This is a genomic window from Microbispora sp. NPDC046973 (genome assembly GCF_040644495.1).
Lineage (GTDB): Bacteria > Actinomycetota > Actinomycetes > Streptosporangiales > Streptosporangiaceae > Microbispora.
In genome coordinates this window covers 140,614-167,362 of sequence record NZ_JBEYWQ010000019.1, presented here as the reverse complement: position 1 = coordinate 167,362, position 26,749 = coordinate 140,614, and the positions used below count along the sequence as shown (strand labels likewise).

Below are 26,749 nucleotides of genomic sequence, written 5' to 3'. Positions count from 1 at the left end.
CTCCCCGACAAGACCTTCACCGTCGTCTTCAACGACATGAAAACCAACAACCTCACCCAGGCGCCCGACTTCACCGCCCAACTCGGCCAACGAGTCGAGTTCATCGTCATCGCCCACGGAAACCTCTTCCACACCTTCCACATCCACGGACACCGCTGGGCCGACAACCGCACCGGCATGCTGAAAGACCCCCAAGACCAGAGCCGGATCATCGACACCAAGACCACAGGACCCGCCGAATCCTTCGGCTTCCAAGTCATCGCCGGCGAACGCGTCGGCCCCGGAATGTGGATGTACCACTGCCACGTACAAAGCCACTCCGACATGGGAATGGCCGGGATGTTCACGGTGACCGACGCGGACGGGAACGTGCCGGGCCACTCCATGGACGACATGCCGGGCCACGCGATGAGCGGCATGTAACGGGGACGCGGTCGTACGCCGAGACCGGGGGGTCGGCCGGGAAGCACTCCCTATGCCGTGAAGATCTCCTCGCGGGCCTGGTCGAGCGCGGCGAGGACGGCGCCGCGCAGCACCGGGTTGCCCTCCACCTCGCTCGTGACGACCTGCGGCGGGACCGGGCAGATGCGCGCGACCGCCTCTTCCACGCGGGCGGTCAGCGCCGCCCCGCCGGCCCGGCAGACCTCTCCGGCCAGCACCACGAGGCCGGGGTCGAGCACCACGCACACCGACGCCACGCCGAGGGCGAGCCGCGAGGCGACCTCGTCGAGCAGGGGCTCGCCCGCGGCACCGGCCGCGACGGCCGCGGTCACGCAGTCGGCGGCCGTGCCCCCGGCGAAGCCGTGCCCGCGGGCCAGTTCGGTGACGGCCTCGGAGCTGACCAGCGACTGCAGGCCGCCCCCGAGCGACGGCAGACGCCCGGGCACCGCCCTGACGTCGTCGGCGAGCGGCACCCCGGGCACCGGGAGGTAGCCGATCTCCCCCGCGCTGCCCGACCGGCCCCGGTGCAGCCGTCCCCCCAGGACGACGGCCAGGCCGATGCCGCGGCCCACCCACACGAGCACGAAGTCGTCCACCTCCTGGGCGGAGCCCTTCGCGCGTTCGGCGATCGCGGCGAGGTTGACGTCGTTCTCGATCGTGACGTCCCTGCGCAGGTCGCGCGCGAGCGCCTCGTGGATGCCCTCGTGCCACTGCGGCAGGTCGAAGGAGAACCGCACGTCCCCGGTGCGGGGATCGACGACGCCGGGCGTGCCGATGACCACGCCGCGCAGCCGCGACAGCGCCACCTTCGCGCTCCTGCAGGCCTTCACCACGGCCGCGTGCACCAGCGACACCGGGTCGTCCTGCTCCTCGGGGGACGCCGTCACCTCGGCCACCACGTCGCCGTTGATGTCGGCGATCGCCGCCGACACCCGGTCGGGCCCCACCTCGAGCCCCGCGACGTACGCGCAGGAGGCGATCACGCCGTACAGCGCGGCGTTGGGCCCCCGGTTGCCCGCCTGCTCCCCCACGACCTCGACCAGGCCGCGCTCTTCCAGGCGCGCCAGCGTCTGGGACGCGGTGACCTTGGACAGGCCGGTGAGCTCCCCGATCTGGCCGCGCGTCAGGGGACCCGAGGCGAGCAGCAGTTCCAGGGCGGCCCGGTCGTTGATCTCCCGGAGCAGCCGGGGCACGCCAGGACGTCGCTCCATGCTCCTGCTTCCCATCGTCTGAGTCTCCGGCTCGCCGTCGGTGCGCCCACCCACGCCCCTCCGGTTCGCTCGGCCCCCGGCGGCGCTCCGGCCATGTGCGCCCGTGAATGAACAACAAGGTTTCCAGCAAGCTTAGCGAGCCGACAGGGACGAGGAACGCCCCAGGTCGAACGTATTGGTAACGCTCCCATGGTTTATGAGGATGGCTCATAGGAGCCCGAAGGGAGCGCGATGACCGAAACGACCGGGCAGCCGCACGCCACACCGGCCCGGAGGCTTCCCGCTGCCCCGTGGCCGTTGCTCATGCTCATGACGGGCGTCGCGCTCCTGTTCGACGTGGTGCGGGTGTTCCTGCCGTCCCTCATCACCCTGTACGGCAGGGCGGGCGAGACCGACCCCGCGAGCATGGGGCTGTACGCCGCGCTGTGGTTCGTCCTGCCGTTCGCCGCCGTCCCCGCGGCGCGGCTCGCGTCGCCCCGGATCGTCAGGACGGCGGGCGCGGTGGCGCTCGTCGCGGCCCGGCTCGGCCTGCAGGCGGCGAACGGCGGCACGCCCCAGCTTCTGCTCGCCTCCGCCGGGGTCACGGCGGGCCTGGTCTTCCTGTACGGCTGCGCGCGGACGACGGCGGGCACATGGGTGCCGGCCGGGCTTGCCGGCGGCCTGGCCGGGTCGTCGATCCTCCATCTGGCCCTCGACCGGGTGGACCTCGTCTGGCGGGACGGGCCGCTGCCCTGGCTCGCCGTCGCCCTGCTCTGCCTCGCCTTCCTGTGGTCCGTACGGCTCTCGCCCGCCTCCCCTGACCAGGCCCCTGCGGCCGTGTGGTTCGTCTTCGGCCCGATGCTCATGCTCGCGGGCATGTACTGCGGCGGCCCGGCCATACTCGCCCAGGACACCGCGCAGCACAGCGGGCCCTTCACCGCCCTTGCGGTCGCGCTCCAGGTCGCGGCGCTGTGCGCGGCCGTCGTCTGCGCCTGGACCACGTCGTGGGGCTGGACGGCCGGGCTCTTCCTGGTCGCCGGAGTGGCGGCGGAGGAGACCGGCGTGCAGGGCCTGCCGGCCCTCGTGACGGCGGTCGCCCTCGGCGCCTGCGCCGGCATCGCCGGGAACCACAAGGGCACCGCGCAGAGCGCGGGCGGGGGCGTCGCGGCGCTGAGCGGGATGCTCGTGTTCCTGACCGGAGCGTTCCTCTACTACGCGGCCTTCGACGCCGACCTGGGGTTCCCCAACGCGCTGGTCCCGGTGGCGGTGGCCGTCCTGGTCGCCGTCGTGACCGTGCGCGCGGACCGGCGGAACCGGACCGCCGGGATCGATGCACAGGCCGTGCGGCGGGCACCGCACCGATGGGGGTCGATCGCGCTGTCGCTCGCCCTGCTGACCGGCCTCCTCACCTGGCAGTCGCCGCCCGCCACGAAGGCGATCACGGGGAACGAGTTCACGCTCGTGGCGTACAACATCCGGATGGGCTTCGGGCTCGGCGGCAGGCTCGACCTCGACGGCGTCGCCGCCTGGGCCGCGACGCGGCGTCCCGACGTGGTGCTGCTCAGCGAGGTGGACCGGGGCTGGCTGCTGAACGGCGGGCACGACGACCTGGCGAGGATCGCCCGCGGCCTGGGCATGCGCTACTACTTCGCCCCCGCCGCGGACCGCCTCTGGGGCGACGCGCTGCTCACGAACCTGCCCGTCTCCGAGATCGGCTCGACCCGGCTGGGGCGGCACGGCTACCCGACCGGCGCCCAGGCCCAGCCGATCGTGCTGGAGGTCGGCGACCACGAGGTGGGCATCGTGAACACGCACCTGCAGGAGCCGCGCGGGCAGGCGCCCGAGGTGGCGGCGATCGCCCGGCGGCTCGCCGCGAACACCCTCCCGCCCGGGGTCGGTGTGGCCGACCCGCGACCGGTGATCGTGGCGGGAGACCTCAACACGACGCCGTCGGACCCCCAGATGCGCGTGCTGGAGGCCGCGGGGCTGTCCGACCCGCTGCGGGCGCTCGGCGACCCGCCCACCTCGCCCGCCGACGCTCCGGTGCGGCGTATCGACCACGTGCTGATCTCGGACGGGCTCACCGCGGTGGCGGCCGACGCGCCCCGGGTGCCGTTCTCCGACCACCTCCCGCTCGTCGTACGGCTCCGGCTGAAGTAGGCCCGGCCGGGCCATGTCGGCAGGCGGCGTCCTACCGATGCCAACCAGGCGGGATAATCGACTACATGCGACTTTCTGCCCGTGTCGACTACGCCCTCCGTGCCGCCGCCGAACTCGCCGCGGCGGGTGAGGGACCCACCACGGTGGGCGAGCTGGCCAAGGAGCAGGAGATGCCCCCCAAATATCTGGAGAACATCCTGCTGCAGATGCGCCGCGCCGGACTGGTGCGCGGGCAGCGGGGCCCAGAGGGGGGCTATGTCCTGGCGCGGCCGGCCAGTCAGATCTCGCTCGCCGACGTGATCCGCGCGGTGGACGGGCCGCTGGCCAACGTGCGGGGCGAGCGGCCCGAGCACGTCGGATACCAGGGCGCCGCCCAGGCGCTGCAGCAGGTGTGGATCGCGCTGCGGGCGAGTGAGCGGGCCATCCTCGAAGAGGTCACCCTGGAGCAGATCGCCAAGGGCGAGCTGCCGCCCCGGGTGACCGAGCTCGCCGCCGACCCGGCGGCGTGGGACTCACACATGCCGGTGTGAGCCGCCTGTACCCGATCCTCCCGGGAGGAGAGCCGTGCCGGAGGGTGACGCCGTCTACCGGACCGCCAAGCGGCTCAGGCAGGCCCTGGACGGCCGGAGGCTGACCCGCAGCGACTTCCGGGTGCCCCGGTACGCCACGGCCGACCTGCGCGGCCGGACCGTGCTGACGACGGTCTCGCGCGGCAAGCACCTCCTGACCCGGGTGGAGGGCGGGCTCACGGTCCACACTCACCTGCGCATGGAGGGAAGCTGGCGGGTGGGCCCGGCGGGCCGTCCGGCACCGAGGGGCGACGTGGTCCGGCTGATCCTCGCCAACATCGAGTGGCAGGCGGTCGGGACGCGGCTGGGAATGGTCGATCTCGTGCCGACCGACCGTGAGGAGCGGGTGGTGGGGCATCTCGGCCCGGACCTGCTCGGGCCGGACTGGGACGCCGCCCTCGCCGTACGGAACCTGCTGCGCGCCCCGCAGCGGACGATCGGGGAGGCGCTGCTCGACCAGCGCGACCTGGCGGGCATCGGCACGATCTGGCGGGCCGAGACGTTGTACGCCGCGCGGCTGTCCCCGTGGCGTCCGGTGGGGTCGATCGCGCCGGACGAGCTGGAGGAGCTGGTCTCGGTCGCCCACCGTCTGATGGACGCGAGCAAGGACGCGCCGCTCCCGGTGACGACGGGCGATCCGCGCCCCGGGCGGGCGCTGCTCGTGTACGGCAGGGCACGCCGCCCGTGTCACCGCTGCGGCGGCCCGATCAGCGGCGGGGAGATGGGACCGCAGCCGGCCGAGCGGCTCATCTACTGGTGCCCCGCCTGCCAGCGGGACTGAGAACCGACAATAGGGCGGTACGTGAGACACGAAGGGGATTCCGTGCCGCCCACCGCCGCCCGCGTCATGCTGCTCGTCCTGTACACCGATCGGCTGGAGGAGTGCCGTGCCTTCTACGGCGCGCTCGGCATCGAATTCACCCGGGAGCGGCACGGCCGTGGCCCGCGGCACTACGCCGCCGTCCTGGCCGACGGCACCGTGTTCGAGTTGTATCCCGCGACCGCCGAGCGCAGAACCGGAGCGGTGCGGCTCGGTCTCCAGGTGGACGGCGCCGGCGCCGAGCCGCGGCTGGAGCCCGGCCGGCACCTCATGACCGACCCGGACGGCAGGGTGGTCGAGATCCAGGCATCGTGATCACGGCCGTGAGACAGCCCGTAAGGGGACAGCCGTAAGGGGATGAGGGCAGCCACGGGACCGCGATGCGGAAGAGACCGCGGAGACAGGAGGAGACGAGCGCGACCAAGCGCGAACGGCACGTCGGAACGGAACCGGGCCTGCGGGGGCCAGGCGCCCGCCCGTGGCATCGGGACAGGGCACCCGGGCCCGGGTCGACCCGGACTGCGAGCGCGGGGCCACGCCTGGCCTCTGCCGGGCGTGTCCTATCGAGCCATGTCTTTATGGGGCCTGTGTCTTCAGGCCTGCGTCTTTATGGGGCCTGCGGGGACGTCAGGCGAGGTCGCGGAGACGCCGTCCGCCGGCGCGGCGGGGCGTCGAGACGCCGCCTAGGCGGCGACCATGTCCTTGACCTCGGGGAAGCCATCGAATTCCGGCCCTGAGGGGACGGTCTCCGGGATGGGCAGGCGCTCGTGCTCGGGCACCTCGGCCAGCACGGGGGCGGCCTGCAGTTCGGCCAGCGCGAACTGATCGGACACCTCGCGCAACACCTGGGACAGCGGGACTCCGAGCGCGCCGCAGATCGAGGCGAGCAGCTCGGAAGAGGCTTCCTTCTGACCGCGCTCGACCTCGGACAGATAGCCGAGTGAGACACGCGCCAGAGTGGAGACCTCGCGAAGGGTGCGATTCTGCCGCACCCTCAGCCGCCGCAGTACGTCACCGAGCAGCTGACGCAGCAGGATCATCTGTCGCTCCCTCCCCAAGGGGGGCGCCTTCACGACGCCTCTCGCGGTGGGCTCATGTCGCCCCTTCTTCATCTGCCCTTCGTACATACGCCTCGCCGTCATCATGGGTTCGCTCGGCCCCTTCGCCGGGCGTGCGCCTGTCTTGCTCCTCGCCGTTGGCTCACGGACCTCACTCACAGCTCCACCGTACCTGTAGAGGGCAACACCGCGGCAGACCGAGGCGAGCATGTTCGCTGGGGACGTAACGCGGTAATCACCCCGAATGTTCCCCCAAATTTGCCTTCAGCACACCTTCCAGCAGGCTCAACGCCTCCTGACAGGTGGCAGTTCTGATCCCGTCCCTGTCTCCGGTCAAGCGCAGGTCGCGATGCCAGAGCCGCTCTCCCGGTCCCGCCAGGGCGATGTGGACCGTCCCGACCGGCTTGCCGTCCTGAGGGTCTGGGCCGGCGACCCCGGTCACGGCCAGGCCGTAGTCGGAGTCGGCGAGCTTGCGCACTCCCGTGGCCATGGCCGCGGCCACGTCGGGGTGCACCGCCCCCTCCCTGTCGAGGAGGCCGGACGGCACGTCGAGGAGGCTCGCCTTGAGTTCCGTGGCGTAGGCGATCACTCCGCCCCGGAACGCCGCGGAGGCCCCCATCGGGCCGGTCATCGCGGCCCCGATGAGGCCGCCCGTGAGCGACTCCGCCACGGCGACGGTCGCGCCCTGACGGACCAGCAGGGACAGCACCTCGCTCGCCACGCCCATCATGAGCTTCGCGCGCTCCTCGCCACCTGCCGCAGCCGCACCGCCCGCACCACGTAGTCGGCGCCGGTTCCCACCGTGACCACCAGGGCGAGGCCCATGGCCACCCATCTGATCAGATCGGGCACCCCCGGCACGATGTAGAGCGCGATGGCGACGATCTGCAACACGGTCTTCACCTTGCCCCCGTAACTGGCCGGGATAACCCCGTGCCGGATCACGAGGAAGCGCAGCAGCGTCACCCCCGCCTCGCGGGCGATGATCACCACGGTGACCCACCACGGGATCTCCCCGAGGTACGACAGGCTGAGCAGCGCGGCGCCGATCAGCGCCTTGTCCGCGATGGGGTCGGCGATCTTCCCGAAGTCGGTGATCAGCGCGTACTTCCTGGCGAGCCAGCCGTCGAGCTGGTCGGTGAGGGACGCGAGCAGGAAGACGCCGAGGGCTGCCAGCCGCCAGCCCTCCCCCTCGACGAACAGGAAGACGGTGAAGACGGGGACGATCGCCAGCCGGGCGAGAGTCAGGACGTTCGCGATGTTCCAGGTGCTGACGCGGCGCGCCGTGCCTTCTCCGGCGCCCTCCCCGGCGCCGTCTCCGGCCACGTCGGACGGCTCCTCGAAGACGCCGGGCCCCGTTTGCGGACCGGGCGCCGGGATCGCCACCGGCACGGCGGCAGCGACCGGCGGCGCCGCGGGCTCCGGTGTCATCTCTCCCGGGCCCGCCACGTCCACCGGCGGCTCACCGCGCTCCGTCATGTGCCTGCCTTGATCCGCGCGATGAGGTCGACCCCCTCGGAGTCGACCGCGACCGCTTGGACGATCTGGCCGGGAACCAGGCCGATCCCCTGGACCGTGACCGCACCGTCCACCTCGGGGCCCTGGTGCGCCGCCCGGCCCTCGTATCCGCCGTCGCCGAGGTCCTCCTCGATCAGGACCTCCAGCTCGGTGCCGATGCGCTCCTCGGCCCGCTGTGCGGTCAGCTCCTCGGCGAGCTCGGTCAGCGTCGCGACCCGCTCGTCGATCACGTCCTGGTCGAGCTTGCCCTCGAAGCCGTACGCCTCGGTGCCCTCCTCGTCGGAGTAGCCGAAGACGCCGATGACGTCCAGCCTGGCCTCCTCCAGAAAGCCCACCAGCTCGTCGAACTCCTCCTGGGTCTCTCCCGGGAACCCGACGATGAAGTTGGACCTGACGCCCGCCTCGGGCGCGCGGTCGCGGATCTGCGCCAGCAGGTCGAGGAACCGCTTGGGGTCGCCGAAGCGCCGCATCCGCCGCAGCACGGTCCCGCTGGCGTGCTGGAAGGACAGGTCGAAGTAGGGCGCGACCCCTTCGGTCGAGGCGATCACGTCGAGCAGCCCGGGCCGCAGCTCGGCGGGCTGCAGGTAGCTGACCCGCACCCGCTCGATGCCCTCGGTCGCGGCCAGCGGGGGCAGCAGCTTCTCTAGCGCGCGCAGGTCGCCCAGGTCCTTGCCGTACGACGTGGAGTTCTCGCTGACCAGCACGAGCTCCTTGACGCCCTGCCCGGCCAGCCAGGCGGCCTCGGCGAGCAGGTCCTCCGGCCGGCGCGAGACGTACGAGCCGCGGAAGGCCGGGATCGCGCAGAACGTGCAGCGCCGGTCGCAGCCCGAGGCGAGCTTCAGCGAGGCCACCGGCCCCGAGCCGAGCCGCTTGCGCAGCATGCGAGGGCCGCTGGCGGGGGCGACGCCCTCCGGCAGCGGGTCCTCCTGGGCGTGACCGGGAATGTGGGCCCGGGCGGCCGAGCGCTCCACCGGCGTGATCGGCAGGAGCGTGCGGCGGTCCCGCGGCGAGTGCGGGACCAGCGGCCTGCCCGCGATGACGTCGTCGAGACGCTCCCCGATCTCGGCGTAGTCGTCGAAGGAGATCACGGTCGCCTCGGGCAGGGCGTCGGCGAGCTGCGCGCCGTAGCGCTCGGCCATGCAGCCCGCCGCCACCACCTTCGCGCCCGAGTCGGCCGCGGCGAGCAGGGTGTCGATCGAGTCCTTCTTCGCCGAATCGATGAAGCCGCACGTGTTGACGACGACGACGTCGGGATCGTCGTCATCGGTGTGCCAGCCGGCGGCCTCCAGCCGCGCGGCCAGCTCCTCGGAGTCGACCTCGTTGCGGGCGCAGCCCAGCGTGATCAGCGATACGGTTCGGCGAGAAGACATGATGCGAACTACGGTATCGGCAGTCGGCGATTAACGGGGACTCGGGCCGCCCGCGTCGAAGGTCCGCCGGATCATCTGGCCGTCCTTGCCCGGCGTGCCGAGGTCCCTTCCGTTGACCTCCAGCCGCACGGCCCCCGCGTCGCCGATGGTCACCTTCATCCGGTCCTTGGCCGAATAGGTCGTGGTCTTCCCCTCGGGAAGCGTCCCCTGGAAGATCTCGTGACCCTTGGCGTCCCGCACGTTGAGGTAGGCCGGCTTGCGTGCGGTGACCTTCACGACCACGAGGCCGGGCGCGACGGCCTCCTCGAGGGTCTTCTTCTCGTGGCCCTTGTCGTGACGCGCCTGCGCGTGCGGCGCGTTCACCGGAAGCTGGGCGGCCGTCGGGCCCGCCTTCCCGCCGGAGCCGCCGAGCATCCGCGCGATGACGACGACCGCGACGATGGCCAGCGCCACCGCGACGGCCATCGTCCAGTTGGGGGCCCTGCGGGCGCGCTCGCCCACGTCGCCCCTGAACACCGCCGACGCCTTGACCGGTGACGCGATGTCGGCGTTCTCCTGCTCGTACTGCCGCACGATCTCGTCCGGGTCCAGGCCGAGGTCGGAGGCGATGGTCCGGATGTGCCCGCGCGCGTAGAAGTCGCCCACCGAGAAGTCGTCGCGCTCGAAGCGCTCGATGACGGTCTCGCGGATCCGCGTGCGCTCGCTGAGCTGACGCACGGTCAGCCCGGCGCGCTCACGGGCTTCGGCCAAAACAGCACCAACGCTCATTGGTCAGGCCCCCCTGTCCGAGCTTACAGCTCGCCCCACAATGCGTAGTTAGTCACATTCAATCAGTAACTGGCTACGATGGGTACCCGGGGGTGTGCCAAATGTGCACGGAGAGTGTACGCGGGGAGCGGCCGGGGCCGGTTCAGCGCCGCAGGGGCTTCAGCGCGAGATAGAGCCCGGCGGAGATGAGGAACCCGGCCTCGAACGCGATGTCCCCCACCTGGGGCACGCTCCGCGGCACCAGGCCGACGTACTGCTCCTGGTTGGAGAACAGCCAGACCGACACGACGACCCCCGCGACCATCGCGACGGGCCCGGCCCAGTTGGCGTGCCGCCGGTCGAACATGAGCGGTTCGAGCGCGCGGACGTCCTGGCCGCGCCGCAGCAGCATGTCCGTCAGCACCACGCCCAGCCAGGGGCCGATCCAGTACGCGATGACCAGCAGGAACGCCTCGTACTTGTGCCCGGCGTCCTCCAGGCCCGACAGCGCCACCGCGAAGCCGATCACGCCGCAGGCCAGCGCGACGATGGCCCGCCGCATCGTCAGCGGCAGCCGTACGCCGAGGGCGAGCAGCGACATCGCGCCCGAGTAGACGTTGAGCGCGTTGGCCGACACGGCCCCGAGGGCGATCGCGAGCAGCGTCAGGTTCGCCACGAGCGCGGGCAGGTGGCCGGTGAACGCCGAGGTGGGCTGTCCGAGGGCGTCGCCGCCCCCGATCGTCACGGACGCCGCGCCGACGACCTCCAGCAGCACGCACGACACGAACACGCCGAGGCCCGCCGACAGGCCGGTGGCCCGCCTGCTCGCGTCCTGCGGCAGGTACCGCGTGTAGTCGGCGGCGTACGGGTTCCAGCCGGCCGCGTAGCCGAACGTGGCGCCCACGGTCAGCAGGAAGCCGCCGAGCCCTCCCCCGCTGCCCGCGTAGCCCGGCTGGGCCTTCGACAGGATGATCACGGAGGTGACCGCGAAGATCGCCGCGAGGACCGGGAACGCGTACTTCTCGAAGGCCTGCACCAGGTTGTGGCCGAAGAAGCCGAGCACCACCATGACCGCGACGACGATCAGCAGGCAGGCCCAGCCCGGCAGACCGGTCAGCGTGTTCAGCGCGAGCGCGCCGCTCACGCTGTTGACCGCGAACCAGCCGATTCCGGCGGCGACGGAGTTGAACGCCGAGGGGATGACGTTGCCCCAATAGCCGAACGGCAGCCTGCCGAGCACCATCTGCGGCAGTCCCGCGCTCACGCCCCTGGCCGACAGCACGCCGTGGGTGAGGGCTCCGAGGCCGCTGCCCACGACGACGGCGAGCACGGCCTGCCAGAAGCCGAGCCCGAACGCCGCCACGGCGAGGACCCCGAGGAAGATCGTGGCGAACTCCAGGTTCGGCGAGGTCCACGTCCAGAAGAGCTGCCGGGGCCTGCCGTGACGCTCGGACAGGGGGATGAACTCGATGCCGCCGGGCTCGATCGCGGCGACCTTGTCGCCGTACCGGCCCTCGCGTACGGCGACCTCGGGGGGTTCCAGAACTGTCATACGGTGATCGCCCTCAGCTTCTCGAGGAGGTAGTCGGATGCGCGGACGGGCTCGTGGGAGACCCGGCCGATCGGGGGGCCGAGCGACTCCACCTCGGCCAGGGGATTGCACTCGTAGAAGTAGATGAGCGAGATCAGCTCCTCGTCCGGCGCCGACGGGTCGGGCGGGAGCACCCGGTGCCGGGTGGAGCGCCAGCGGTCGCCCGTCCAGCGGGCCAGCAGATCGCCGATGTTGATCGTGAACGAGTCCGGCACGAACGGCGCGTCGATCCACTCGCCGTCGAGCGTGTAGACCTGCAGGCCGCCGACGCCCCGCTGCCGGTCGAGCACGGTCACCGTGCCGAAGTCGGTGTGCGGCCCGATCCGGAACTGCCCCGGCTCCGGCTCGCCCACCTGCGACAGCGGCGGGTAGCGGTTGATGTTCAGCGTGTACGACGGATGGTCGGCCCGGGAGGCGAAGAAGTCCTCCTCGATCCCCAGAGCGGCCGCGCAGACCACCAGGAGTTCGCCGGCCAGCGAGCGCATCTCCGCCAGGTAGCGGGTGAGCAGCACCTGGAGCTCGGGCACCTCGGACGGCCAGACGTTGGCGAGGAACCAGTCGGCGTCGATCTCCGGGACGCCGATCGGCTGGTCGGCGCCCACGGCGAAGGTCTCCTTGAGGTCGGGCGGGGTGGGGGTGCCCTCGGCGTAGCCGTTGGCCTCGACGCCCGGCGGCAGCCAGCCCCGCTCCCCCACGACGGCCGCGTACCGCTGCTTCACCTCGGCGGGCAGGGCGAAGAACCGCCGGGCCGCGGCGCGCACGTCCTCGCGCAGCGCGGCCGGCACGCCGTGCCCGGTGACCAGCAGGAAGCCGATCTCGCGCAGCGCGGCGTCGACCTGGGCGGCCACCCGCGCCCGGCCGTCCGCCTCACCGGAGAACCAGGGAGTCAGGTCGACGACGGGAACCGAATTCATGCCTCATCTCCGATGTCCTCGTTCCAGACGGCCGGGTTGGCCGCGATGAAGGCCGTCATGAGCCCGGCGCACTCGGGATCGTCGAGCACGACGACCTCCACCCCGGCCTCGGCGAGCCACTCGTGCGCGCCCATGAACGTGCGGCACTCGCCGACGACCAGGCGCGGGATGCGGAACTGCCGGATCAGGCCGCTGCAGTACCAGCAGGGCGACAGGGTGGTCACCATGGTGGTCTTCCGGTAGGAGGGCTGGCGGCCCGCGTCGCGGAAGGCGGCGGTCTCCCCGTGCACCGAGGGATCGCCGTCCTGGACCCGCCGGTTGCGCCCGCGCCCGAGCAGGCGGCCGTCCGGGCCGAACAGGGCCGCGCCGACGGGCACGCCGCCTTCGGCGAACCCCTTCCTGGCCTCTTCCAGGGCCACGCTGAGCATGGCGGCGTCGCTTGTCATGCGCTCACTATCCCTCCGGGCGGGGCCTTCGGGAACGGACGAAACGTCCGTACTATGGCGACCCTTAACGGACGATCCGTATAGGGGTGCACCGATGCCTCTGACCCTGCGCGAGCTACTGTCCTTCGAGGTGCTGCGGGAGGCCCGGCCGGAGGTCCTCGCCGGGGAGGGGGCGCTCGACCGGGTGGTCCGATGGGTGCACTCCAGCGAGATCTACGAGATCGGCCCCCTGCTCACCGGCGGCGAGCTGCTGCTGACGACCGGGCTCGGCCTGGCCGGCACCGACGCGGGGGCGCGGCGGCACTACCTGCGGGAGATCGCCGCCAGGGGCGTGGCCGGGGTCGCCCTCGAACTCGGCCGCACGTTCCCCGAGACGCCGCGCGAGCTGGTGGAGGAGGCTCGCAGGCAGGAGCTGCCGTTCGTCGCCCTGCACGCGGTCGTCCCGTTCATCCGGATCACCGAGCACGTCAACACGCTGATCGTCGACTACGCGAGCCGGCGGCTGCGGGTGGGCGACTCGGCCACCCGCGCGCTCAACGAGGCGCTCATCGCCGGCGCCGGGGTCGCCGGGGTGCTGGCGACCGGAGCCGAGGTCGTGGGGGCACCGCTGATGCTGCTGTCCGCCAGCGGCGCGCTGGTCGCCGCCCACGGCGTGGGCAGCGACCGGGACGCCTGGCGCGCGGCCGAGCGTGCGGTCTGCGAGTCGCCGGTCACCCTCCACGGCCATCCCTGGGGGCGGCTGGTGGCCGGCCCCGGTTCGGCGCTGCCCGCCGACGACCTGGCGATCGCGCTGGAGCGCACGGCCGTCGCCCTCGCCCTCGCCATGCTCAGGACGGGCAGTCCGCCGAGCGAGCGCGACCGCCAGGCGTCCGCGCTGCTGCGGGACCTCATCGAGGGCACGGCCGAGGCCGACCCCGGCGTACGGGCGGTCATGGCGGGCCTGCCCACCGGGCCCGGCCACCTGCTGGTGGGCGTGGCCGTGGACGCCCTGGAGACGGCGGCCGCGCTCGCCGTGCTCGACCGGGCCGCGCACATCCTGCACACGACCGCCCTGCGCGGGCGGGTGGGCCGGCTGGTGCTCGGCGCCCTCGCGGTGCCGGTGGCCGTGGCGGACGCCGCCGGCGCGGCCGCCCAGGCGCTGGAGGAGGCGCTGCGGCGGCTGCACACCCCCCAGCTCAGAGTCGCCGTGGGGCACGCCGCGACCGGGCTGGCCGAGCTGGGCGGTTCGCTGCGGGACGCGCGGGCCGCGCTCGGGCTGCGGCGGGACGCGCGGCTCGTCACCACCCGCGCGCTCGCCCTCGAACTGGAGCTCACCCGCCACGCCGACGCCCGGCACGCCGCCGAGCTCGTACGGCGGACCATCGGCCCGCTGGTGGACTGGGACACGGCCCACCGGACCGACCTCGTCGGCACGCTGGAGGTCTTCCTGCTGCACGGGTGCAGCGCGACCCGGGCGGCCGCCGCGCTGCACCTCGGGCGGCAGACGTTCTACCAGCGGCTGCAGCGCATCGAGACGCTGCTGGGCCACCCGGTGACCGACCCCGGCGCGCACGCGGCCCTGCTGCTCGCCACCGCCGCCCACCGGGTCGCCGGCCGCTGAGGTCAGGTGATCCAGGCCGTGCAGACGCTCGGCGAGGCCCGGCGGCTACTCGCCGCCGCGGAGGTCGGCGAGCAGGCCGGGCAGGTCGTCGGGCTTGACCAGCACCTCCCGGGCCTTGGACCCCTCGCTCGGGCCGACCACGTTGCGGCTCTCCAGCAGGTCCATCAGCCGCCCGGCCTTGGCGAAGCCCACGCGCAGCTTGCGCTGGAGCATGGACGTCGAGCCGAATTGGGTCGACACGATCAGCTCCGCGGCCTGGATCAATAGGTCGAGGTCGTCGCCGATCTCCTCGTCGATCTCCCGCTTCGCGGCGGCGGGCGCGGCGACGTCCTCCCGATACTCGGCCTGCATCTGGGCCTTGCAGTGGCCGACGACCTCCGCGATCTCCTTCTCGGAGATGAAGGCGTTCTGCAGCCGCATCGGCTTGCTCGCGCCCATCGGCAGGAACAGCGCGTCGCCCTGCCCGACGAGCTTCTCCGCTCCCGGCTGGTCGAGGATGACCCGCGAGTCGGCGAGCGAGGAGGTCGCGAACGCCAGCCGCGAGGGCACGTTCGCCTTGATCAGGCCGGTGACGACGTCCACGGACGGCCGCTGGGTGGCGATGACCAGGTGGATGCCGGCGGCCCGGGCGAGCTGCGTGATGCGGACGATCGAGTCCTCGACGTCGCGCGGCGCGACCATCATCAGGTCGGCCAGCTCGTCCACGATCACCAGCAGGTAGGGGTACGGCTGGTAGACGCGCTCGCTGCCCGGCGGCGGCACGAGCTTGCCCGCGCGTACGGCCTTGTTGAAGTCGTCCACGTGCCGGAAGCCGCTGGCCGCCAGGTCGTCGTATCGCCGGTCCATCTCGCCCACCACCCATTCGAGGGCCTCGGCGGCCTTCTTCGGGTTCGTGATGATGGGCGTGATGAGGTGCGGGATGCCCTCGTACGAGCTGAGCTCGACCCGCTTGGGGTCGACGAGCACCATGCGGACCTCGTCGGGCGTGGCCCGCATGAGAATCGAGGAGATCAGGCCGTTGATGCAGGTCGACTTGCCCGCGCCGGTGGCGCCCGCGATGAGGATGTGCGGCATCTTGGCCAGGTTGGCCACGATGGTGCGGCCCTCGACGTCCTTGCCCAGCCCGACGATCATCGGGTGGTGGTCGGCCTGGGCCACCTGCGAGCGCAGCACGTCGCCGAGCGACACGAGGTCCTTGTCGACGTTGGGGATCTCCACGCCGATCGCCGACTTGCCGGGGATGGGAGACAGGATCCGCACGTCCGCGGACTTGACGGCGTAGGCGATGTTCTTGGTGAGCGCGGTGACCTTCTCGACCTTGACGGCCGGGCCCAGCTCGATCTCATACCTGGTCACCGTCGGGCCACGGGTGAAGCCGACGACCTGCGCGTCGATGGCGAACTGCTCCAGCACGCTGGTCAGCGCGTTCACGACCGTCCGGTTGCCCTTGGTCTCCTGCTTGGGCGCGCTGCCCGGCCGCAGCAGCGTGAGGTCCGGCAGCGTGTACGGCCCCTCCTGGCTGGACAGGACGAGCTGTTCCACCTTGCGCGGCGCGGGGGTCGGCAGCGGGGGCTGCGGCGCCGGCTTGGGGAGCTGCATCTCCGGCTCGGTGGGCTCGGCCGACTCCACGACGTCGTCCACCAGGCCGGGGACGATCTCCGGCGAGTGGTCCTTCTCCGACAGCACGGGCGTGTCGTACGGCTTGACGTTGTCGCCGCCCTCGACCGCGTCGCGCCCGCCGCCCTGCTGCTTGCGCGTGCGCTTCTTGGCCGGCGCGGGGGCCTTGCGGGACTCCCCGGTCTCCTCCGGCCGCTGGAAGAGCATGTGCTGGATCTCGGCGAGGCGCTCGGGGATGCGGTGGACCGGGGTCGCGGTGATCACCAGCAGGCCGAAGCCGGACAGCATCAGCAGCAGCGGGATCGTGATGAACGCCGGCAGGATGCTCGACGGCGGGGCCGAGACGATGAAGCCGATCATGCCGCCCGCCGCCGACACGTTGTCCATGCCGTCGTTCGGCCCGCCGGAGGGGTATGGCGTGCCGTGGGCGACGTGCACGATCCCGAGGATCCCGGCCAGCAGCGCCGTCCAGCCGATGCCCATCCTGCCGGTCTCGGCGTTCTGGTCGGGGTGGCGCAGCAGCCGCCAGGCGAGCAGCGCGAGCAGCACGGGCACCGCCCAGGCGAGCGATCCCACCGTCCCGCGCACCACGGCGTCGACGAACGCGGCGAAACCCGTCTTGGCGTCCCGCCAGGTCAGGGCGGCGAGCACGATGGCGCCCGCGAGCACGGACAGCCCCTGCCCGTCGCGGCGGTGCATGGGGTCGAGATCGCGGGCTCCCTGGCCGAGTGCCCGCGCCGCCATGCCCACGCCGTTCGCCACCAGCATCCACATGCCGATGACGAGCTTGCCGATCACGAGGAAGAACCAGCTGATCGGGTCCTGGCCGGTGGCGACCGGCCGCTTCGGCGCGGGTCTGGGCGCGGGCTTGGGCGCCCCCCTGCCTCGGGAACCCGCCGGGGATCGCTTCGGGGAAGCCGTACGGGATCCGGAGCGCGACGCGGGGCGCTTGCCGGACCCCTGTCCGGACGTACGGGTGGCCATGATGCCGAAGTTACCCCGGATGCGGGCGATTACCGGGGCGGCGCGCCGGGAGGCCGCCCGATGGGGCGCCACCGGAGCCCCGCCGTCCGTCGAGGAGCGCGGTCACCCGCCTGCGACCGTCCTCGCCCGCCGGCACCTGCAGCACCAGCAGGAGATCGGGGTGCTCCGCCGGACGCAGCTGGAACAGCTCCAGGTCCAGCCGCCCGATCTCGGGGTGGTCGATCGCGATCGTCGCGGGCCTGAAGCGGCGGACCGGGTAGTCCGCCCACCACTCCCGGAACTCCGGGCTGACCTCGCTCAGCTCCGCCACCAGCGCGGTGAAGGCGGGGTCACCCGGCCGGCGTCCCATCGCGGCGCGGATCTGGCTGATCAAGGCGCGGGCGGCGGTTTCCCAGTCGGCCATCCGGGCGCGGTTGCCGGCGTCGGTGAACATCATCCACAGCAGGTTCCGCCTTCCCGGCGGGAGCGTCAGCGGATCGTGGCGGAGCAGGGCGTAGGGGGTGTTCCAGGCCAGGTAGTCGAAGCGCGCGTCGTAGACGGAGGCGGCGTTCGGGGCGGCGGCGTCCACCAGGCGCCGCAGCCGGTCCCGTGGCCGCTCCCCCTCGCCGGACGGCGTGTCCGGCGGGGCCAGGCCGGCCAGGTCGCGCAGGTGGCGGTGTTCGTCGGGATCGAGCAGCAGCGCGCGGGCCAGCGCGTCGATCACCTGAGCCGACGCCGAGATGTCCCGTCCCTGTTCCAGGTAGGTGTACCAGGTGACACCCACACCCGAGAGCTCGGCGATCTCCTCGCGGCGCAGGCCGGGGGTGCGGCGCAGGGCCTGATCGCCTTCCGGCAGGCCGACGTCGGCCGGGCGCAGGCTGGCCCGCCGGGCGCGGAGGAACGCGCCGAGCTCGGCCCTGCGGTCCGACGCCCTGGCGCGGCGGCCGGGCGCGAGACTGGCAGCACGAGTGCCAGGACCGCCGGACGCCGTCTCGTTATCGTGACGTCCATGATCCTTCACACCGCGAGTGTGCCACGGAGGTAGGCGTCATGAGCGATCCCGTACTGGTGATCGGCGCCACGGGCCGGCAGGGCGGCGCCACCGCGCGGCAACTGCTCGCCCGGGGCCGGAGCGTACGCGCCCTGGTGCGCGACCCGGGCGGCTCCGCCGCGAAGACCCTGGATGAGTCGGGGGCGGAACTCGTCGTGGGCGACCTCGACGACGAGGCGTCGCTGCGCCGCGCGATGCGGGGGGTGGACGGGGTCTTCCTGGCGCTGACCATGATGCAGGGCCCGAGGATCACCGTCGAGGGCGCCGCCGCCGAGGAGCGGCGGGGCCTGACGGTGGCCAGGCTGGCCGCGGAGATCGGCACGGGACACCTGGTGTACAGCTCGGTCCCGGGCACCGACGCGCCTTCCGGAATCCCCCACTTCGAGAGCAAGGCACGGATCGAGCGCGAGATCCACGCGCTCGGGCTCCCGGCGACGATCCTGCGCCCGGTCTCCTTCATGGAGAACTTCGCCACCTACAACCGGCCGGTCCTGGAGGACGGCACGCTGGTCGTGCGGCTTCCCGCGCAGCCCGGCAAACCGATGCAGCTCATCGGCGTCGAGGACATCGGGGTGTTCGCCGCCCTCGCCTTCGAGCGCCCCGGCCGGTTCCTCGGCCGTACGGTCGACCTGGGCGCCGACGAGCTCACCCCGGAGGAGATCGCCGCGACGTTCGGCCGGGTGTGCGGCCTGCCGGCCCGCTTCGAACGGACGCCGATCGAGCAGGTGCGCGCGTTCGACGAGTGGGTGGCCCGGATGTTCGAGTTCTTCGACGAGCAGCCGTCCGCCCAGGTCGATCTGCGAGCCCTGCGATCCGAGCACCCCGGCCTGATGACCCTGGAGACGTGGCTGCGCGCCACCGGCTGGAGCGCGTGAGGCGCGGCGGCGGAGCCGCGTCCGGTCAGTAGGCGCGGCGCTGCCGCATGGCGGAGCGCTCGATGCGCTCTCGCGCCTCCAGCAGGCAGGAGGCGATCTCCTTCTCCCGCTCGGGCGTGAGGCGCGGGATCGGCACCGAGCAGCTGATGGCGTCGCGCGGCGGGTCGCTGATGTGCAGCGCGACGCCGAAGCACCGCAGCCCCTCGGTGTTCTCCTCGCGGTCCACCGCGTAGCCCTGCTTGCGCACCCGGCGCAGGTCGACCAGCAGCTCCTCGGCGTCCACGATCGTGTGGGCCGTCAGCGAGGGCAGCTCGGCGGGCAGCATCGCGCGCACCTCGTCGTCGTCCCTGCTCGCCAGGATCGCCTTGCCGAGCGACGTGGTGCTCGCCGGCAGGCGCCGGCCCACCCGCGAGAACGGCCGCAGGTAGTGCCGCGAGGCGCGCGTGGCGAGGTACACGATGTCGAAGTGGTCCAGACGGGCGAGGTGCACCGTCTCGCCCGTGACCTCGGCCAGCCAGTCCAGCGCGTCGTGCGCGAGCTGGACCACCGGGTCGCCGTCGATGTACGTCGCCCCGACCAGCAGAGCACGCATGCCGATCCGGTAGAGCGTGCCGGTGACGTCGGTCTCGATCCAGCCCAGGTCGACCAGCGTGCGCAGCAGGGCGTGCAGGCTGCTCTTGGGGTAGCCCAGCTTGCCCTGTAGGTCGGTGAGGCTGTGCAGTCCGGGATACTGCGCGAAGAAGTCGAGCAGCTCGACCGTCCGGAGTGCCGACTTCACGTGCGGCACGGGTTCCGCCATGTGTACCTCCCTGACCTGCCTGTCCGCCTCCTATTGTGAGCCGGTTCCCCAGGAGGTGACCGTCCGGGAGGCGATGTAGTCCATATCCAGATCATCCCCCAGTCCGGGAGTGTCCGGCATCCGCACCTTTCCGTCGACGAGCGGGTCGACGATCGACCGCAGGTGCGGGGCGGGCGTGTCGTAGTCCGAGTGCGGGTGCAGCAGCCCCCGCTCGTACCACTGCCCGCACAGCGTGGCGCCGATCACGGCGAGTGCGCCGGAGCCGTTGCCGTGGATCTCGCAGTCCATGCCGAACGACTCGGCCAGGTGGACCGCCTTGATCGCCGGGATGATCCCGCCGGAGCCGACCACGCCGACCCTGAGGATGTCACAGGCCCCCGCGGCCACCCACTCCGCCCGCGCCATGTGCTTGCCCCAGGAGGTCTCCGGCCCGAGGATCGGCGTCCTGAGCTGGTCGGCGAGCCATCGGTACGACTGCACCGACGCCTCCTCCATCGGCTCCTCGTACCAGGCGAAGTTCAGCTCGTCGAGAGCCCTGCCGAGCGCCAGGGCCTCGGAGCGGGAGTACCAGTGGTTGCTGTCGAGCATGAGCGCGACGTCCGGCCCGACCGCCTCCCGGACCGCGGCGCACGCCTCGATGTCGCGGTCCACACCGTACGGCATGGGCGGCATCCAGGTGTGCAGCTTGATCCCGCGGTAGCCGCGGGAGACGAGTTCCTTGGCGAACGCGGCATAGTCCTCGGGGGTGGCCAGGCCGCCGGGGATGTCGTCGCCGCACATCGTGCTCGCGTAGGCGGGCACCTCGGAGCGGGCGCCGCCGAGCAGCTTCCAGACCGGCAGGCCGAGCTTGCGCCCGGCGAGGTCCCACAGGGCCTGGTCGGCCGCGCTGAGCGCCCGGTCGGACAGGTTGCCCTGGGCTCCCCGCTGCCGGCGGGCGACGCGGTGCCACAGCCGCTCCCGGTCGAGGCTGTCCTGCCCGACCAGCGCCGGCCCGATGTGGCTCATGATCACCGACTCCCTGACGGTGTCCGGCGCCGTCAGGCAGTATCCGGTCGCGCCGTCGCTGTCGGTGACGGCCAGCAGCGCCTCCCGCACCTCCCGGGGCGGACCGGGATGCCGGTGGCCGTGCCCGTCAACCACGGACCTGGTGACCGTGGTGAAGACCGTGACGACGACGCGTTCGACGACCGCCATGGGCTCTTCCCTTCTCTCTCTCGGTGCTGGAGGGGCCGGAGGGGCCATGTCAATCGGGCCCGGAGGGGCCGTGTCAATCGGGCCCGGAGGGGCCGTGTCAATCGGGCCCGGAGGGCCGGTGCGCGGTCAGGTACGCACCGGCCCGGTCCCGGGACGCGGCGGCGATCGTCAGCCGCCGGTCGCCTTCTTCCACTCGGCCTGGGCGTCGGTCAGCTTCTGCGCCAGGGTGTCGAGGAACTCCTGGGGCTTCATCTGGCCGAGCAGCACCTTCTGGAAGAGGGGCTCGGTGTCGGCCTTGGTGATGGAGGAGAACTGGGGCAGGTAGTAGGGCGGGGACACGACCTGGGTGTTCGGGTCGTTCAGCGTGTCGACGGCCGTCTTCAGGTGCTCCAGGCCCTGCAGCCAGGAGTCGCCCTGCGCCTCGGTGTTGGCCGGGATCTGGCCCGTCTGCTGGTTCCAGTAGCTGTTGCCGTCGTGGGAGACCAGGAACTCCACGAACTTCCAGGCGGCGTCCTTGTGCTCGCTGTTCTTGAAGACCGCGAAGCCGTCCACGGGGTTGGCGACGATCGTCCGCTTGCCGCCGGGGCCGGTCGGCAGCGCGAAGGCGCCGATCTTGTCCTTGCCGTGCGCCTTGACGTGGTCGTTGTAGGAGCCCAGGTTGTGGTGCATCATCGCGATCTTCCCGGTGCCGAACGCGGCGACCATCTTGGGGAAGTCGTTGGTGACGTCGGCCTCGGGGGTGTCCCTCTTGTACAACCCGGCCATCTTGGTGAGGAACTCGACGTTCTTCGGGTCGTTGACCGTGCTCTTGCCGGAGGCGTCGAAGAACGCGTTCACGCCCGAGTAGGAGTACATCTCGGCCAGGATCTGGAAGATCGAGCCGGCGCCGCCGCGGATCGTGTAGCCGTACTCGTCGGGCTTCTTGGTCAGGTCGTCGGCGTCCTTGAAGAACTCGTCCCAGGTGTTCGGCGCCTGCTGGAGCTTGTCCTTCAGGTACCACACCACGTCCATGTTGGAGGTGCCCGGCACCAGGTAGAGCTTGCCGTCGGGCACGGTCTTGCGGACCGAGTCGAGCATGGGCGTGGCCAGCTTGCCGTTCACCGAGCTCTTGGCCAGCCACTCGTCCGCCGGCTCCAGCGCCTGCTGGCCGGTCAGGTTGGCCAGGTACGACGTGGTGACGCCGCCGACGTCGGGGGTGTCCCCGCCGGCGATGGCGGTGTCGTACTTCTGCTGGACGGAGGCGATGGGGACGCCGACGTACTCGACGTGGATGGAGGGGTTGGCCGCTTCGAACCGCTTGATCAGCTCCTGGTAGATCGGGGTGCGGGCGCCCCCGTTGTTGTCCCAGAAGGTGATGGTCGTCTTGCCGGAGCCGTCGTCGGAACCCGAGTCCGACCCACATCCGGTAGCGGTGACGGCGAGAACGGCGAGCGCCGCCCAGGCCACTTTCACTTTCATGGTTCCTCCTGCGTACGACAGGCTGGGGGGTTGCTATCCCTTGACCGCGCCGGCGCTGATGCCGTGCACGAGATAGCGCTGGACCACTGCGAACACGCAGACCACCGGCAGGGCGGCGACGACGCCCCCGGCCGCCAGGGCCCCGAAGTCGGCGCTGTACTCCCCGATCGTGTAGCTGAGCCCGACGGGGATCGTGAAGCTGTCCTGCCTGCTGACGAACATCAGCGCGAACAGGAAGTTGTTCCACGTGTGGATGAAGGCGAACGACCCGACGGCGATCAGGCCGGGGCGCAGCTGCGGCAGCACGATCGCGAGGAAGCCGCGGAACCGGGTGCAGCCGTCGACCATCGCGGCCTCCTCGACCGTGAACGGCACGGCCGAGATGAATCCGCTCATCAAGATGATCGACAGGGGCAGGTTGAAGACGGTGTCGGCGACGATGAGGCTGGCCAGGTTGTTGATCAGGCCGAGCGACTTGAAGATCGAAAACAGCGGGATCAGCATCATCGCGCCGGGGATGAACTGGGTGCACAGCAGCACGACCATGAACAGGCCCCGGCCGCGGAACCGGTAGCGCGACAGCGCGTACCCTCCCATGACCGCGATGACCGTGGTGACCAGCAGCGACCAGACCCCGACGATCACGCTGTTCTTGAAGAAGACCGCGTAGCCGATGTCGTTCCAGACGGTCTCGAAGTGCTCGAACGTGATCGGCCAGGGCACCGGGTCGGTCGATCCGGCCGGCCGCAGGGCGAACACGAGCATCCAGTAGAACGGCACGAGGGTGAAGACCAGGTACATCCCGAGGGGGACGTAGAGCCGCAGCACGCGGCCGGGGTCGCGCCTCTTCCGGCGGCGGGCCCCCGCGGGCACCGCTCGGGTGCGCGGGCGGGTCATCACGTCGGCGCTCATTGCGAAACCCCTCGCCTCTTCATCGTTCCTCGCCGAACCGGCTGAGCCGGAGGTAGAGGATGGAGCAGAACAGCAGGATCACGAAGCCCGCCATCGTCAGCGCGGAGCCGTACCCGAAGTCCTTGGAGTCGACGGCCCGCTGCGCGACGTACAGCGGCAGCGTGGTCGTGACCTGCGCCGGGCCGCCGCCGGTGAGCGTGTAGAGCAGGTCGACGTTGTTGAACTCCCAGACGCCGCGCAGCAGCGTGGCCAGCACGATCGCGTCCCGCAGGTGCGGCAGCGTGACGTGGAGGAAGCGCCTGATCCGCCCGGCGCCGTCCACCGCCGCCGCCTCGTAGAGCTCGCCCGGGATGCCCTGAAGGCCGGCGAGCAGAAGGATCGCGAAGAACGGCACGCCACGCCACAACTCGGTCACCACCACGGCCGGGAAGACCGTGTCGGGGTTGCCGAGGACCGCCGCCTCGGGCTGCCCGAGGAAGCGCAGCACCCCGGTGCTCGGCGTGTAGAGCAGGATCCAGATGCCCGTCGTCAGCACCCCGGAGACGGCCCAGGGAGAGAAGACGAGCGACCGGGCGAGCCCTCTGCCGATGAAACTTTCATTGACGATAAGGGCCAGGGCCAGCCCGAGGATCAGCTGGAGGCCGATCTCGGCGATCACCCATTTGGCGGTGAAGCCCAGGCTGTGCCAGAAGACCTCGTCCTCGAACAGCATCTGCCGGAAGTTGTCCAGACCGGCGAAGCCGTCCGCCCATGGCCGGGTGAGGTTGCGGTGCTGCAGGCTGTAGTACGCGACGCTGGCGATCGGGTAGACGAGAAACGCGGCGATGAGCGCGACCGTCGGTGAGATCAGCAGGTACGGCACGGCCCTGCGGCGCATCGTCGTCACCGGCGCATCTCCTCTGCGACTTTTCCGGAACCACGTCAAGACATATTCCTGAACGTAGTTCACAAACGTGGACGGATCAACGGTGATGTTCATGCCTCGGTCCTGTCAAGAACCCGTGTCCCATTCGAGACATTGCCCCTCTTCGGGGTGCGCGTCTTGACCGCGCGCCGCCGCTCGCCGTACGGTCCCGGTGTTCATGAAGTTCATGAATATGAATCAGGTTCAGATGGATGACGGAGGAAGCCGGTGACATTCGACGGCCTGCTGTTCTTCCCGGTCACGCCCTGCGACGAGGAGGAGCGGCTGGACCTCGAGGTGTTCCGCCGGCACGTGCGCCAGGGCGTCGAGGCGGGGTGCGGCGCGGTGTTCGCCTGCTGCGGCACCGGTGAGTTCCCCTCGCTCAGCCTGCGCGACTACGCCGCCTGCGTGGCCGCCGCGGTCGAGGAGGCGGCCGGGCGCGTCCCGGTGGTCGCCGGGACCGGCTACGGCACGGCGATGGCCCTGGAGTTCGCCAGGGCGGCCGAGGACGGCGGGGCCTCGGCCCTGCTCGCGCTGCCGCCCTACCTCGTGCAGGCGGGCCAGGACGGCCTGCGCCGCCACTACGAGGCGATCGCGGACGGCACCCGGCTGCCGATCATCCTCTACCAGCGGGACAACGCCGTCTTCGAGCCGGAGACGGTCGCGGCGCTCGCGGAGCACCCGGGCGTCATCGGGCTCAAGGACGGCTACGGCGACCTCGGCCTCATGCGCCGGATCATCGAGGCCGCACCGCCCGGAATGCTCTACTTCAACGGCATGCCCACAGCGGAGCTGTCCCAGCTCGGTTATCGGGACCTCGGGGTGGTCCGCTACTCCTCCGCCGTCTTCTGTTTCCTCCCCGACCTCGCGCTCGCCTGCTACCGGGCGCTGCGGGACGGCCGCGACGACGTCGCGAACCGTCTGATCGAGGGCTTCTACCGTCCCCTGGTCGACCTCCGCCGTGAGGGTCCTGGGTACGCCGTCTCGCTCATCAAGGCGGGTGTGCGCCTGCGTGGTCTGGACGTGGGACCCGTCCGCCGGCCGCTGTCCGATCCCGGCCCCGAGCACCTCGACAGGCTCGCCACGCTGATCGACCGCGGTCTCGCCCTTCTCGAAGAACTGGAGCGGTCGCCCAACCCGGCCTGAGCGCCGGCGACACGTACGGACTCGTCTCGGGGGAGCGACCGCGGAACGGAGACAGTCATGCCCGGAAGATCCTTACTCCTGTCGGCCGCCATCGCGATCACGGCCGCCGTCCCCGTGCTGGGAGCGGGCGCCGCCGGGGCGGCCACCCCGCCGGCCGGCGAACCGGCCGATCTCGGGCGGCAGACGCTGCCCGCGGGCGACGGCTGGGCCTCGGCCGGCACCGGCACCACCGGCGGCTCGGCGGCCCCCGAGTCGAACGTCCACGTGGTCACCGACCGCGCGGGCCTGGCCGCGGCGCTCGCCTCCCCCGGCCCCCGCATCATCTACGTCAAGGGCGTCATCGACGTCGACAAGACCTGCGCGGACTTCGCCACCGGCGGCTACACGCTGGCCGGCTACCTCGCGGCGTACGACCCGGCCGTGTGGGGCCGCGACACCGAGCCGTCCGGGCCGATGGAGGACGCGCGGGCGGCCTCCGCCGCGGCGCAGACGAAGTACATCAAGCTCAAGGTGCCGTCCGACACCACGATCGCAGGCCTGCCGGGAGCGACCATCCGGCACGTCAACCTGCACGTGGACAAGGCCGACAACGTCATCATCCGCAACATCCGCTTCGAGGACGCCGCCGACTGCTTCCCCCAGTGGGACCCGACCGACGGCGCCGAGGGCAACTGGAACTCCCTCTACGACAACATCTCGGTCACCGGCTCGACCCATGTCTGGATCGACCACAACACGTTCACCGACGCGGACAACCCCGACTCGGACCAGCCGGTCTACTTCGGCCGGCCCTACCAGGTGCACGACGGGCAGGCGGACATCACCAGCGCGTCCGACTTCGTGACCGTGTCGTGGAACAGGTTCTCCGACCACGACAAGACGATGCTGATCGGCTCGACCAACAACCCCGCCAACGACCGGGGCAAGCTCAGCGTCACCGTGCACCACAACGAGTTCTCCGGCAACCTGCAGCGGCTCCCCCGCGTGCGGTTCGGCAAGGTGCACGTCTACAACAACTACTACCAGGTGCCCGACGCCGAGCCCTTCGAGTACGCGCTGGGCGTGGGCGTGGAGTCGCAGATCTACGCCGAGAACAACTACTTCCGCCTGAGCCGGAGCGTGGACCCCGCCGACCTGCTCTACAACTGGGGCGGCACCGCGCTGACGGCCAGGGGCAACCTGCTGCGGGTCGGCGGCAAGGAGCAGCCCGTCGACCTGATCGCCGCCTACAACGCGAAGAACGACCCCGACCTCGGCGCCGACGCGGGCTGGACGCCGACCCTGCACACGGAGATCGACCCCGCGGAGACGGTGCGCAGGGAGGTCTCCCGGCACGCCGGGGCCGGCGAGATCCACTGACGGCCGGCGGCGCGCGGCCCCTGTGAGTGCCGGGGGCCGCGCGCGCC

At 71.6% G+C, this 26,749-nt stretch carries 25 protein-coding genes; 9 read left to right on the top strand and 16 right to left on the bottom strand.

The genetic code is table 11. From position 1 onward, the window contains the following. On the top strand, positions 1–423 hold a 423-nt coding region (locus tag ABZ860_RS29815; protein WP_357226228.1), incomplete at its 5' end, for a multicopper oxidase domain-containing protein. Between the two features lie 50 nt (positions 424–473). Here ABZ860_RS29815 and ABZ860_RS29810 read toward each other — a convergent pair. Continuing rightward, positions 474–1,652, bottom strand: a complete 1,179-nt coding sequence (locus ABZ860_RS29810) for an ROK family transcriptional regulator (protein ID WP_357226226.1) — start codon at positions 1,650–1,652, stop codon at positions 474–476. A 231-nt stretch (positions 1,653–1,883) separates the two neighbouring features. Between ABZ860_RS29810 and ABZ860_RS29805 the strand changes: the two genes are divergently transcribed. From ABZ860_RS29805 to ABZ860_RS29790, 4 genes are all read left to right on the top strand, one after another. Continuing rightward, positions 1,884–3,791, top strand: a complete 1,908-nt coding sequence (locus tag ABZ860_RS29805) for an endonuclease/exonuclease/phosphatase family protein (protein ID WP_357226225.1) — start codon at positions 1,884–1,886, stop codon at positions 3,789–3,791. Positions 3,792–3,856: 65 nt separating this feature from the next. After that, on the top strand, positions 3,857–4,321 hold the full coding sequence (locus ABZ860_RS29800; RefSeq protein WP_079311982.1) for an Rrf2 family transcriptional regulator: 465 nt from the start codon (positions 3,857–3,859) through the stop codon (positions 4,319–4,321). Positions 4,322–4,355: 34 nt separating this feature from the next. Beyond that, positions 4,356–5,141 (top strand): DNA-formamidopyrimidine glycosylase family protein, encoded by a 786-nt coding sequence (locus ABZ860_RS29795; RefSeq protein ID WP_357226222.1) that lies wholly within the window; start codon positions 4,356–4,358, stop codon positions 5,139–5,141. A gap of 66 nt (positions 5,142–5,207) precedes the next feature. Next, positions 5,208–5,495 (top strand): glyoxalase/bleomycin resistance/dioxygenase family protein, encoded by a 288-nt coding sequence (locus tag ABZ860_RS29790; RefSeq protein ID WP_357226236.1) that lies wholly within the window; start codon positions 5,208–5,210, stop codon positions 5,493–5,495. Positions 5,496–5,863: 368 nt separating this feature from the next. Here ABZ860_RS29790 and ABZ860_RS29785 read toward each other — a convergent pair whose 3' ends face one another. The 8 genes from ABZ860_RS29785 to ABZ860_RS29750 form a co-directional block, all read right to left on the bottom strand. Beyond that, on the bottom strand, positions 5,864–6,220 hold the full coding sequence (locus ABZ860_RS29785; protein ID WP_357226220.1) for a helix-turn-helix transcriptional regulator: 357 nt from the start codon (positions 6,218–6,220) through the stop codon (positions 5,864–5,866). Between the two features lie 253 nt (positions 6,221–6,473). After that, complete coding sequence (locus ABZ860_RS29780; RefSeq protein ID WP_357226217.1) at positions 6,474–6,968, bottom strand: nicotinamide-nucleotide amidohydrolase family protein; 495 nt, start codon at positions 6,966–6,968, stop codon at positions 6,474–6,476. Beyond that, positions 6,965–7,717 carry a CDP-diacylglycerol--glycerol-3-phosphate 3-phosphatidyltransferase gene (gene pgsA / locus ABZ860_RS29775; protein WP_357226216.1) on the bottom strand — a complete coding sequence of 251 codons (753 nt, stop codon included), beginning with the start codon at positions 7,715–7,717 and terminating at the stop codon, positions 6,965–6,967. Before pgsA ends, ABZ860_RS29780 begins: the two co-directional genes overlap by 4 nt. Then, on the bottom strand, positions 7,714–9,126 hold the full coding sequence (gene rimO / locus ABZ860_RS29770) for a 30S ribosomal protein S12 methylthiotransferase RimO (RefSeq protein ID WP_357226213.1): 1,413 nt from the start codon (positions 9,124–9,126) through the stop codon (positions 7,714–7,716). The genes pgsA and rimO overlap by 4 nt, the downstream gene beginning before the upstream one ends. 30 nt (positions 9,127–9,156) lie before the next feature. After that, a complete protein-coding gene (locus ABZ860_RS29765; protein ID WP_357226212.1) occupies positions 9,157–9,876 on the bottom strand; it encodes a helix-turn-helix domain-containing protein in 720 nt (239 codons plus the stop codon). Positions 9,877–10,036: 160 nt separating this feature from the next. Continuing rightward, positions 10,037–11,425 carry a cytosine permease gene (locus ABZ860_RS29760; protein WP_357226210.1) on the bottom strand — a complete coding sequence of 463 codons (1,389 nt, stop codon included), beginning with the start codon at positions 11,423–11,425 and terminating at the stop codon, positions 10,037–10,039. After that, positions 11,422–12,378, bottom strand: coding sequence for a 2-oxoglutarate and iron-dependent oxygenase domain-containing protein (locus tag ABZ860_RS29755; protein ID WP_357226208.1), 957 nt, complete (start codon positions 12,376–12,378; stop codon positions 11,422–11,424). Before ABZ860_RS29755 ends, ABZ860_RS29760 begins: the two co-directional genes overlap by 4 nt. Next, complete coding sequence (locus tag ABZ860_RS29750; protein ID WP_357226206.1) at positions 12,375–12,824, bottom strand: nucleoside deaminase; 450 nt, start codon at positions 12,822–12,824, stop codon at positions 12,375–12,377. Before ABZ860_RS29750 ends, ABZ860_RS29755 begins: the two co-directional genes overlap by 4 nt. A 94-nt stretch (positions 12,825–12,918) precedes the next feature. Here ABZ860_RS29750 and ABZ860_RS29745 point away from each other — a divergent pair, with 94 nt between their 5' ends. Then, the gene (locus ABZ860_RS29745; RefSeq protein WP_357226203.1) at positions 12,919–14,424 is read left to right on the top strand and encodes a PucR family transcriptional regulator; all 1,506 of its coding nucleotides are present in this window, start codon (positions 12,919–12,921) and stop codon (positions 14,422–14,424) included. A 45-nt stretch (positions 14,425–14,469) separates the two neighbouring features. Here the strand turns inward: ABZ860_RS29745 and ABZ860_RS29740 are convergent, their stop codons facing one another. Both ABZ860_RS29740 and ABZ860_RS29735 read right to left on the bottom strand, forming a co-directional pair. After that, positions 14,470–17,025: a DNA translocase FtsK gene (locus ABZ860_RS29740; protein ID WP_357226201.1), complete on the bottom strand. Its 2,556-nt coding sequence runs from the start codon at positions 17,023–17,025 to the stop codon at positions 14,470–14,472. A 10-nt stretch (positions 17,026–17,035) separates the two neighbouring features. Then, entirely contained in the window at positions 17,036–18,025 is a 990-nt protein-coding gene (locus tag ABZ860_RS29735; protein WP_357226198.1) for a helix-turn-helix transcriptional regulator, read from the bottom strand. A 29-nt stretch (positions 18,026–18,054) separates the two neighbouring features. On the opposite strand from ABZ860_RS29735, the gene ABZ860_RS29730 reads away from it, so the two are divergent. Then, entirely contained in the window at positions 18,055–18,930 is an 876-nt protein-coding gene (locus tag ABZ860_RS29730) for an NmrA/HSCARG family protein (RefSeq protein ID WP_357226197.1), read from the top strand. 25 nt (positions 18,931–18,955) lie between these two features. Here ABZ860_RS29730 and ABZ860_RS29725 read toward each other — a convergent pair whose 3' ends face one another. From ABZ860_RS29725 to ABZ860_RS29705, 5 genes are all read right to left on the bottom strand, one after another. Then, entirely contained in the window at positions 18,956–19,729 is a 774-nt protein-coding gene (locus ABZ860_RS29725; protein ID WP_079315726.1) for an IclR family transcriptional regulator, read from the bottom strand. Between the two features lie 30 nt (positions 19,730–19,759). After that, entirely contained in the window at positions 19,760–20,923 is a 1,164-nt protein-coding gene (locus ABZ860_RS29720) for an enolase C-terminal domain-like protein (protein ID WP_357226194.1), read from the bottom strand. A 168-nt stretch (positions 20,924–21,091) separates the two neighbouring features. Then, the gene (locus ABZ860_RS29715; protein WP_357226191.1) at positions 21,092–22,381 is read right to left on the bottom strand and encodes a sugar ABC transporter substrate-binding protein; all 1,290 of its coding nucleotides are present in this window, start codon (positions 22,379–22,381) and stop codon (positions 21,092–21,094) included. 33 nt (positions 22,382–22,414) lie between these two features. After that, positions 22,415–23,293 carry a carbohydrate ABC transporter permease gene (locus tag ABZ860_RS29710; protein WP_142558464.1) on the bottom strand — a complete coding sequence of 293 codons (879 nt, stop codon included), beginning with the start codon at positions 23,291–23,293 and terminating at the stop codon, positions 22,415–22,417. A gap of 19 nt (positions 23,294–23,312) precedes the next feature. Then, entirely contained in the window at positions 23,313–24,170 is an 858-nt protein-coding gene (locus tag ABZ860_RS29705; RefSeq protein ID WP_357226233.1) for a sugar ABC transporter permease, read from the bottom strand. A 255-nt stretch (positions 24,171–24,425) separates the two neighbouring features. On the opposite strand from ABZ860_RS29705, the gene ABZ860_RS29700 reads away from it, so the two are divergent. Together ABZ860_RS29700 and ABZ860_RS29695 are read left to right on the top strand one after the other, a co-directional pair. Continuing rightward, positions 24,426–25,343 (top strand): 5-dehydro-4-deoxyglucarate dehydratase, encoded by a 918-nt coding sequence (locus ABZ860_RS29700; RefSeq protein WP_357226189.1) that lies wholly within the window; start codon positions 24,426–24,428, stop codon positions 25,341–25,343. Between the two features lie 57 nt (positions 25,344–25,400). Then, positions 25,401–26,702, top strand: coding sequence for a pectate lyase (locus ABZ860_RS29695; RefSeq protein ID WP_357226187.1), 1,302 nt, complete (start codon positions 25,401–25,403; stop codon positions 26,700–26,702). The last annotated feature ends 47 nt before the right edge of the window (positions 26,703–26,749 follow it).

Bases quoted from the DNA above. Each gene is read 5' to 3' on its own strand.
- ABZ860_RS29810 (WP_357226226.1), bottom strand. From the start codon at position 1,652: ATGGAGCGACGTCCTGGCGTGCCCCGGCTGCTCCGGGAGATCAACGAC.
- ABZ860_RS29805 (WP_357226225.1), top strand. From the start codon at position 1,884: ATGACCGAAACGACCGGGCAGCCGCACGCCACACCGGCCCGGAGGCTT.
- ABZ860_RS29800 (WP_079311982.1), top strand. From the start codon at position 3,857: ATGCGACTTTCTGCCCGTGTCGACTACGCCCTCCGTGCCGCCGCCGAA.
- ABZ860_RS29790 (WP_357226236.1), top strand. From the start codon at position 5,208: ATGCTGCTCGTCCTGTACACCGATCGGCTGGAGGAGTGCCGTGCCTTC.
- ABZ860_RS29785 (WP_357226220.1), bottom strand. From the start codon at position 6,220: ATGATCCTGCTGCGTCAGCTGCTCGGTGACGTACTGCGGCGGCTGAGG.
- ABZ860_RS29780 (WP_357226217.1), bottom strand. From the start codon at position 6,968: ATGATGGGCGTGGCGAGCGAGGTGCTGTCCCTGCTGGTCCGTCAGGGC.
- pgsA (WP_357226216.1), bottom strand. From the start codon at position 7,717: ATGACGGAGCGCGGTGAGCCGCCGGTGGACGTGGCGGGCCCGGGAGAG.
- rimO (WP_357226213.1), bottom strand. From the start codon at position 9,126: ATGTCTTCTCGCCGAACCGTATCGCTGATCACGCTGGGCTGCGCCCGC.
- ABZ860_RS29760 (WP_357226210.1), bottom strand. From the start codon at position 11,425: ATGACAGTTCTGGAACCCCCCGAGGTCGCCGTACGCGAGGGCCGGTAC.
- ABZ860_RS29755 (WP_357226208.1), bottom strand. From the start codon at position 12,378: ATGAATTCGGTTCCCGTCGTCGACCTGACTCCCTGGTTCTCCGGTGAG.
- ABZ860_RS29750 (WP_357226206.1), bottom strand. From the start codon at position 12,824: ATGACAAGCGACGCCGCCATGCTCAGCGTGGCCCTGGAAGAGGCCAGG.
- ABZ860_RS29745 (WP_357226203.1), top strand. From the start codon at position 12,919: ATGCCTCTGACCCTGCGCGAGCTACTGTCCTTCGAGGTGCTGCGGGAG.
- ABZ860_RS29740 (WP_357226201.1), bottom strand. From the start codon at position 17,025: ATGGCCACCCGTACGTCCGGACAGGGGTCCGGCAAGCGCCCCGCGTCG.
- ABZ860_RS29730 (WP_357226197.1), top strand. From the start codon at position 18,055: ATGAGCGATCCCGTACTGGTGATCGGCGCCACGGGCCGGCAGGGCGGC.
- ABZ860_RS29725 (WP_079315726.1), bottom strand. From the start codon at position 19,729: ATGGCGGAACCCGTGCCGCACGTGAAGTCGGCACTCCGGACGGTCGAG.
- ABZ860_RS29720 (WP_357226194.1), bottom strand. From the start codon at position 20,923: ATGGCGGTCGTCGAACGCGTCGTCGTCACGGTCTTCACCACGGTCACC.
- ABZ860_RS29715 (WP_357226191.1), bottom strand. From the start codon at position 22,381: ATGAAAGTGAAAGTGGCCTGGGCGGCGCTCGCCGTTCTCGCCGTCACC.
- ABZ860_RS29710 (WP_142558464.1), bottom strand. From the start codon at position 23,293: ATGAGCGCCGACGTGATGACCCGCCCGCGCACCCGAGCGGTGCCCGCG.
- ABZ860_RS29705 (WP_357226233.1), bottom strand. From the start codon at position 24,170: ATGCGCCGCAGGGCCGTGCCGTACCTGCTGATCTCACCGACGGTCGCG.
- ABZ860_RS29695 (WP_357226187.1), top strand. From the start codon at position 25,401: ATGCCCGGAAGATCCTTACTCCTGTCGGCCGCCATCGCGATCACGGCC.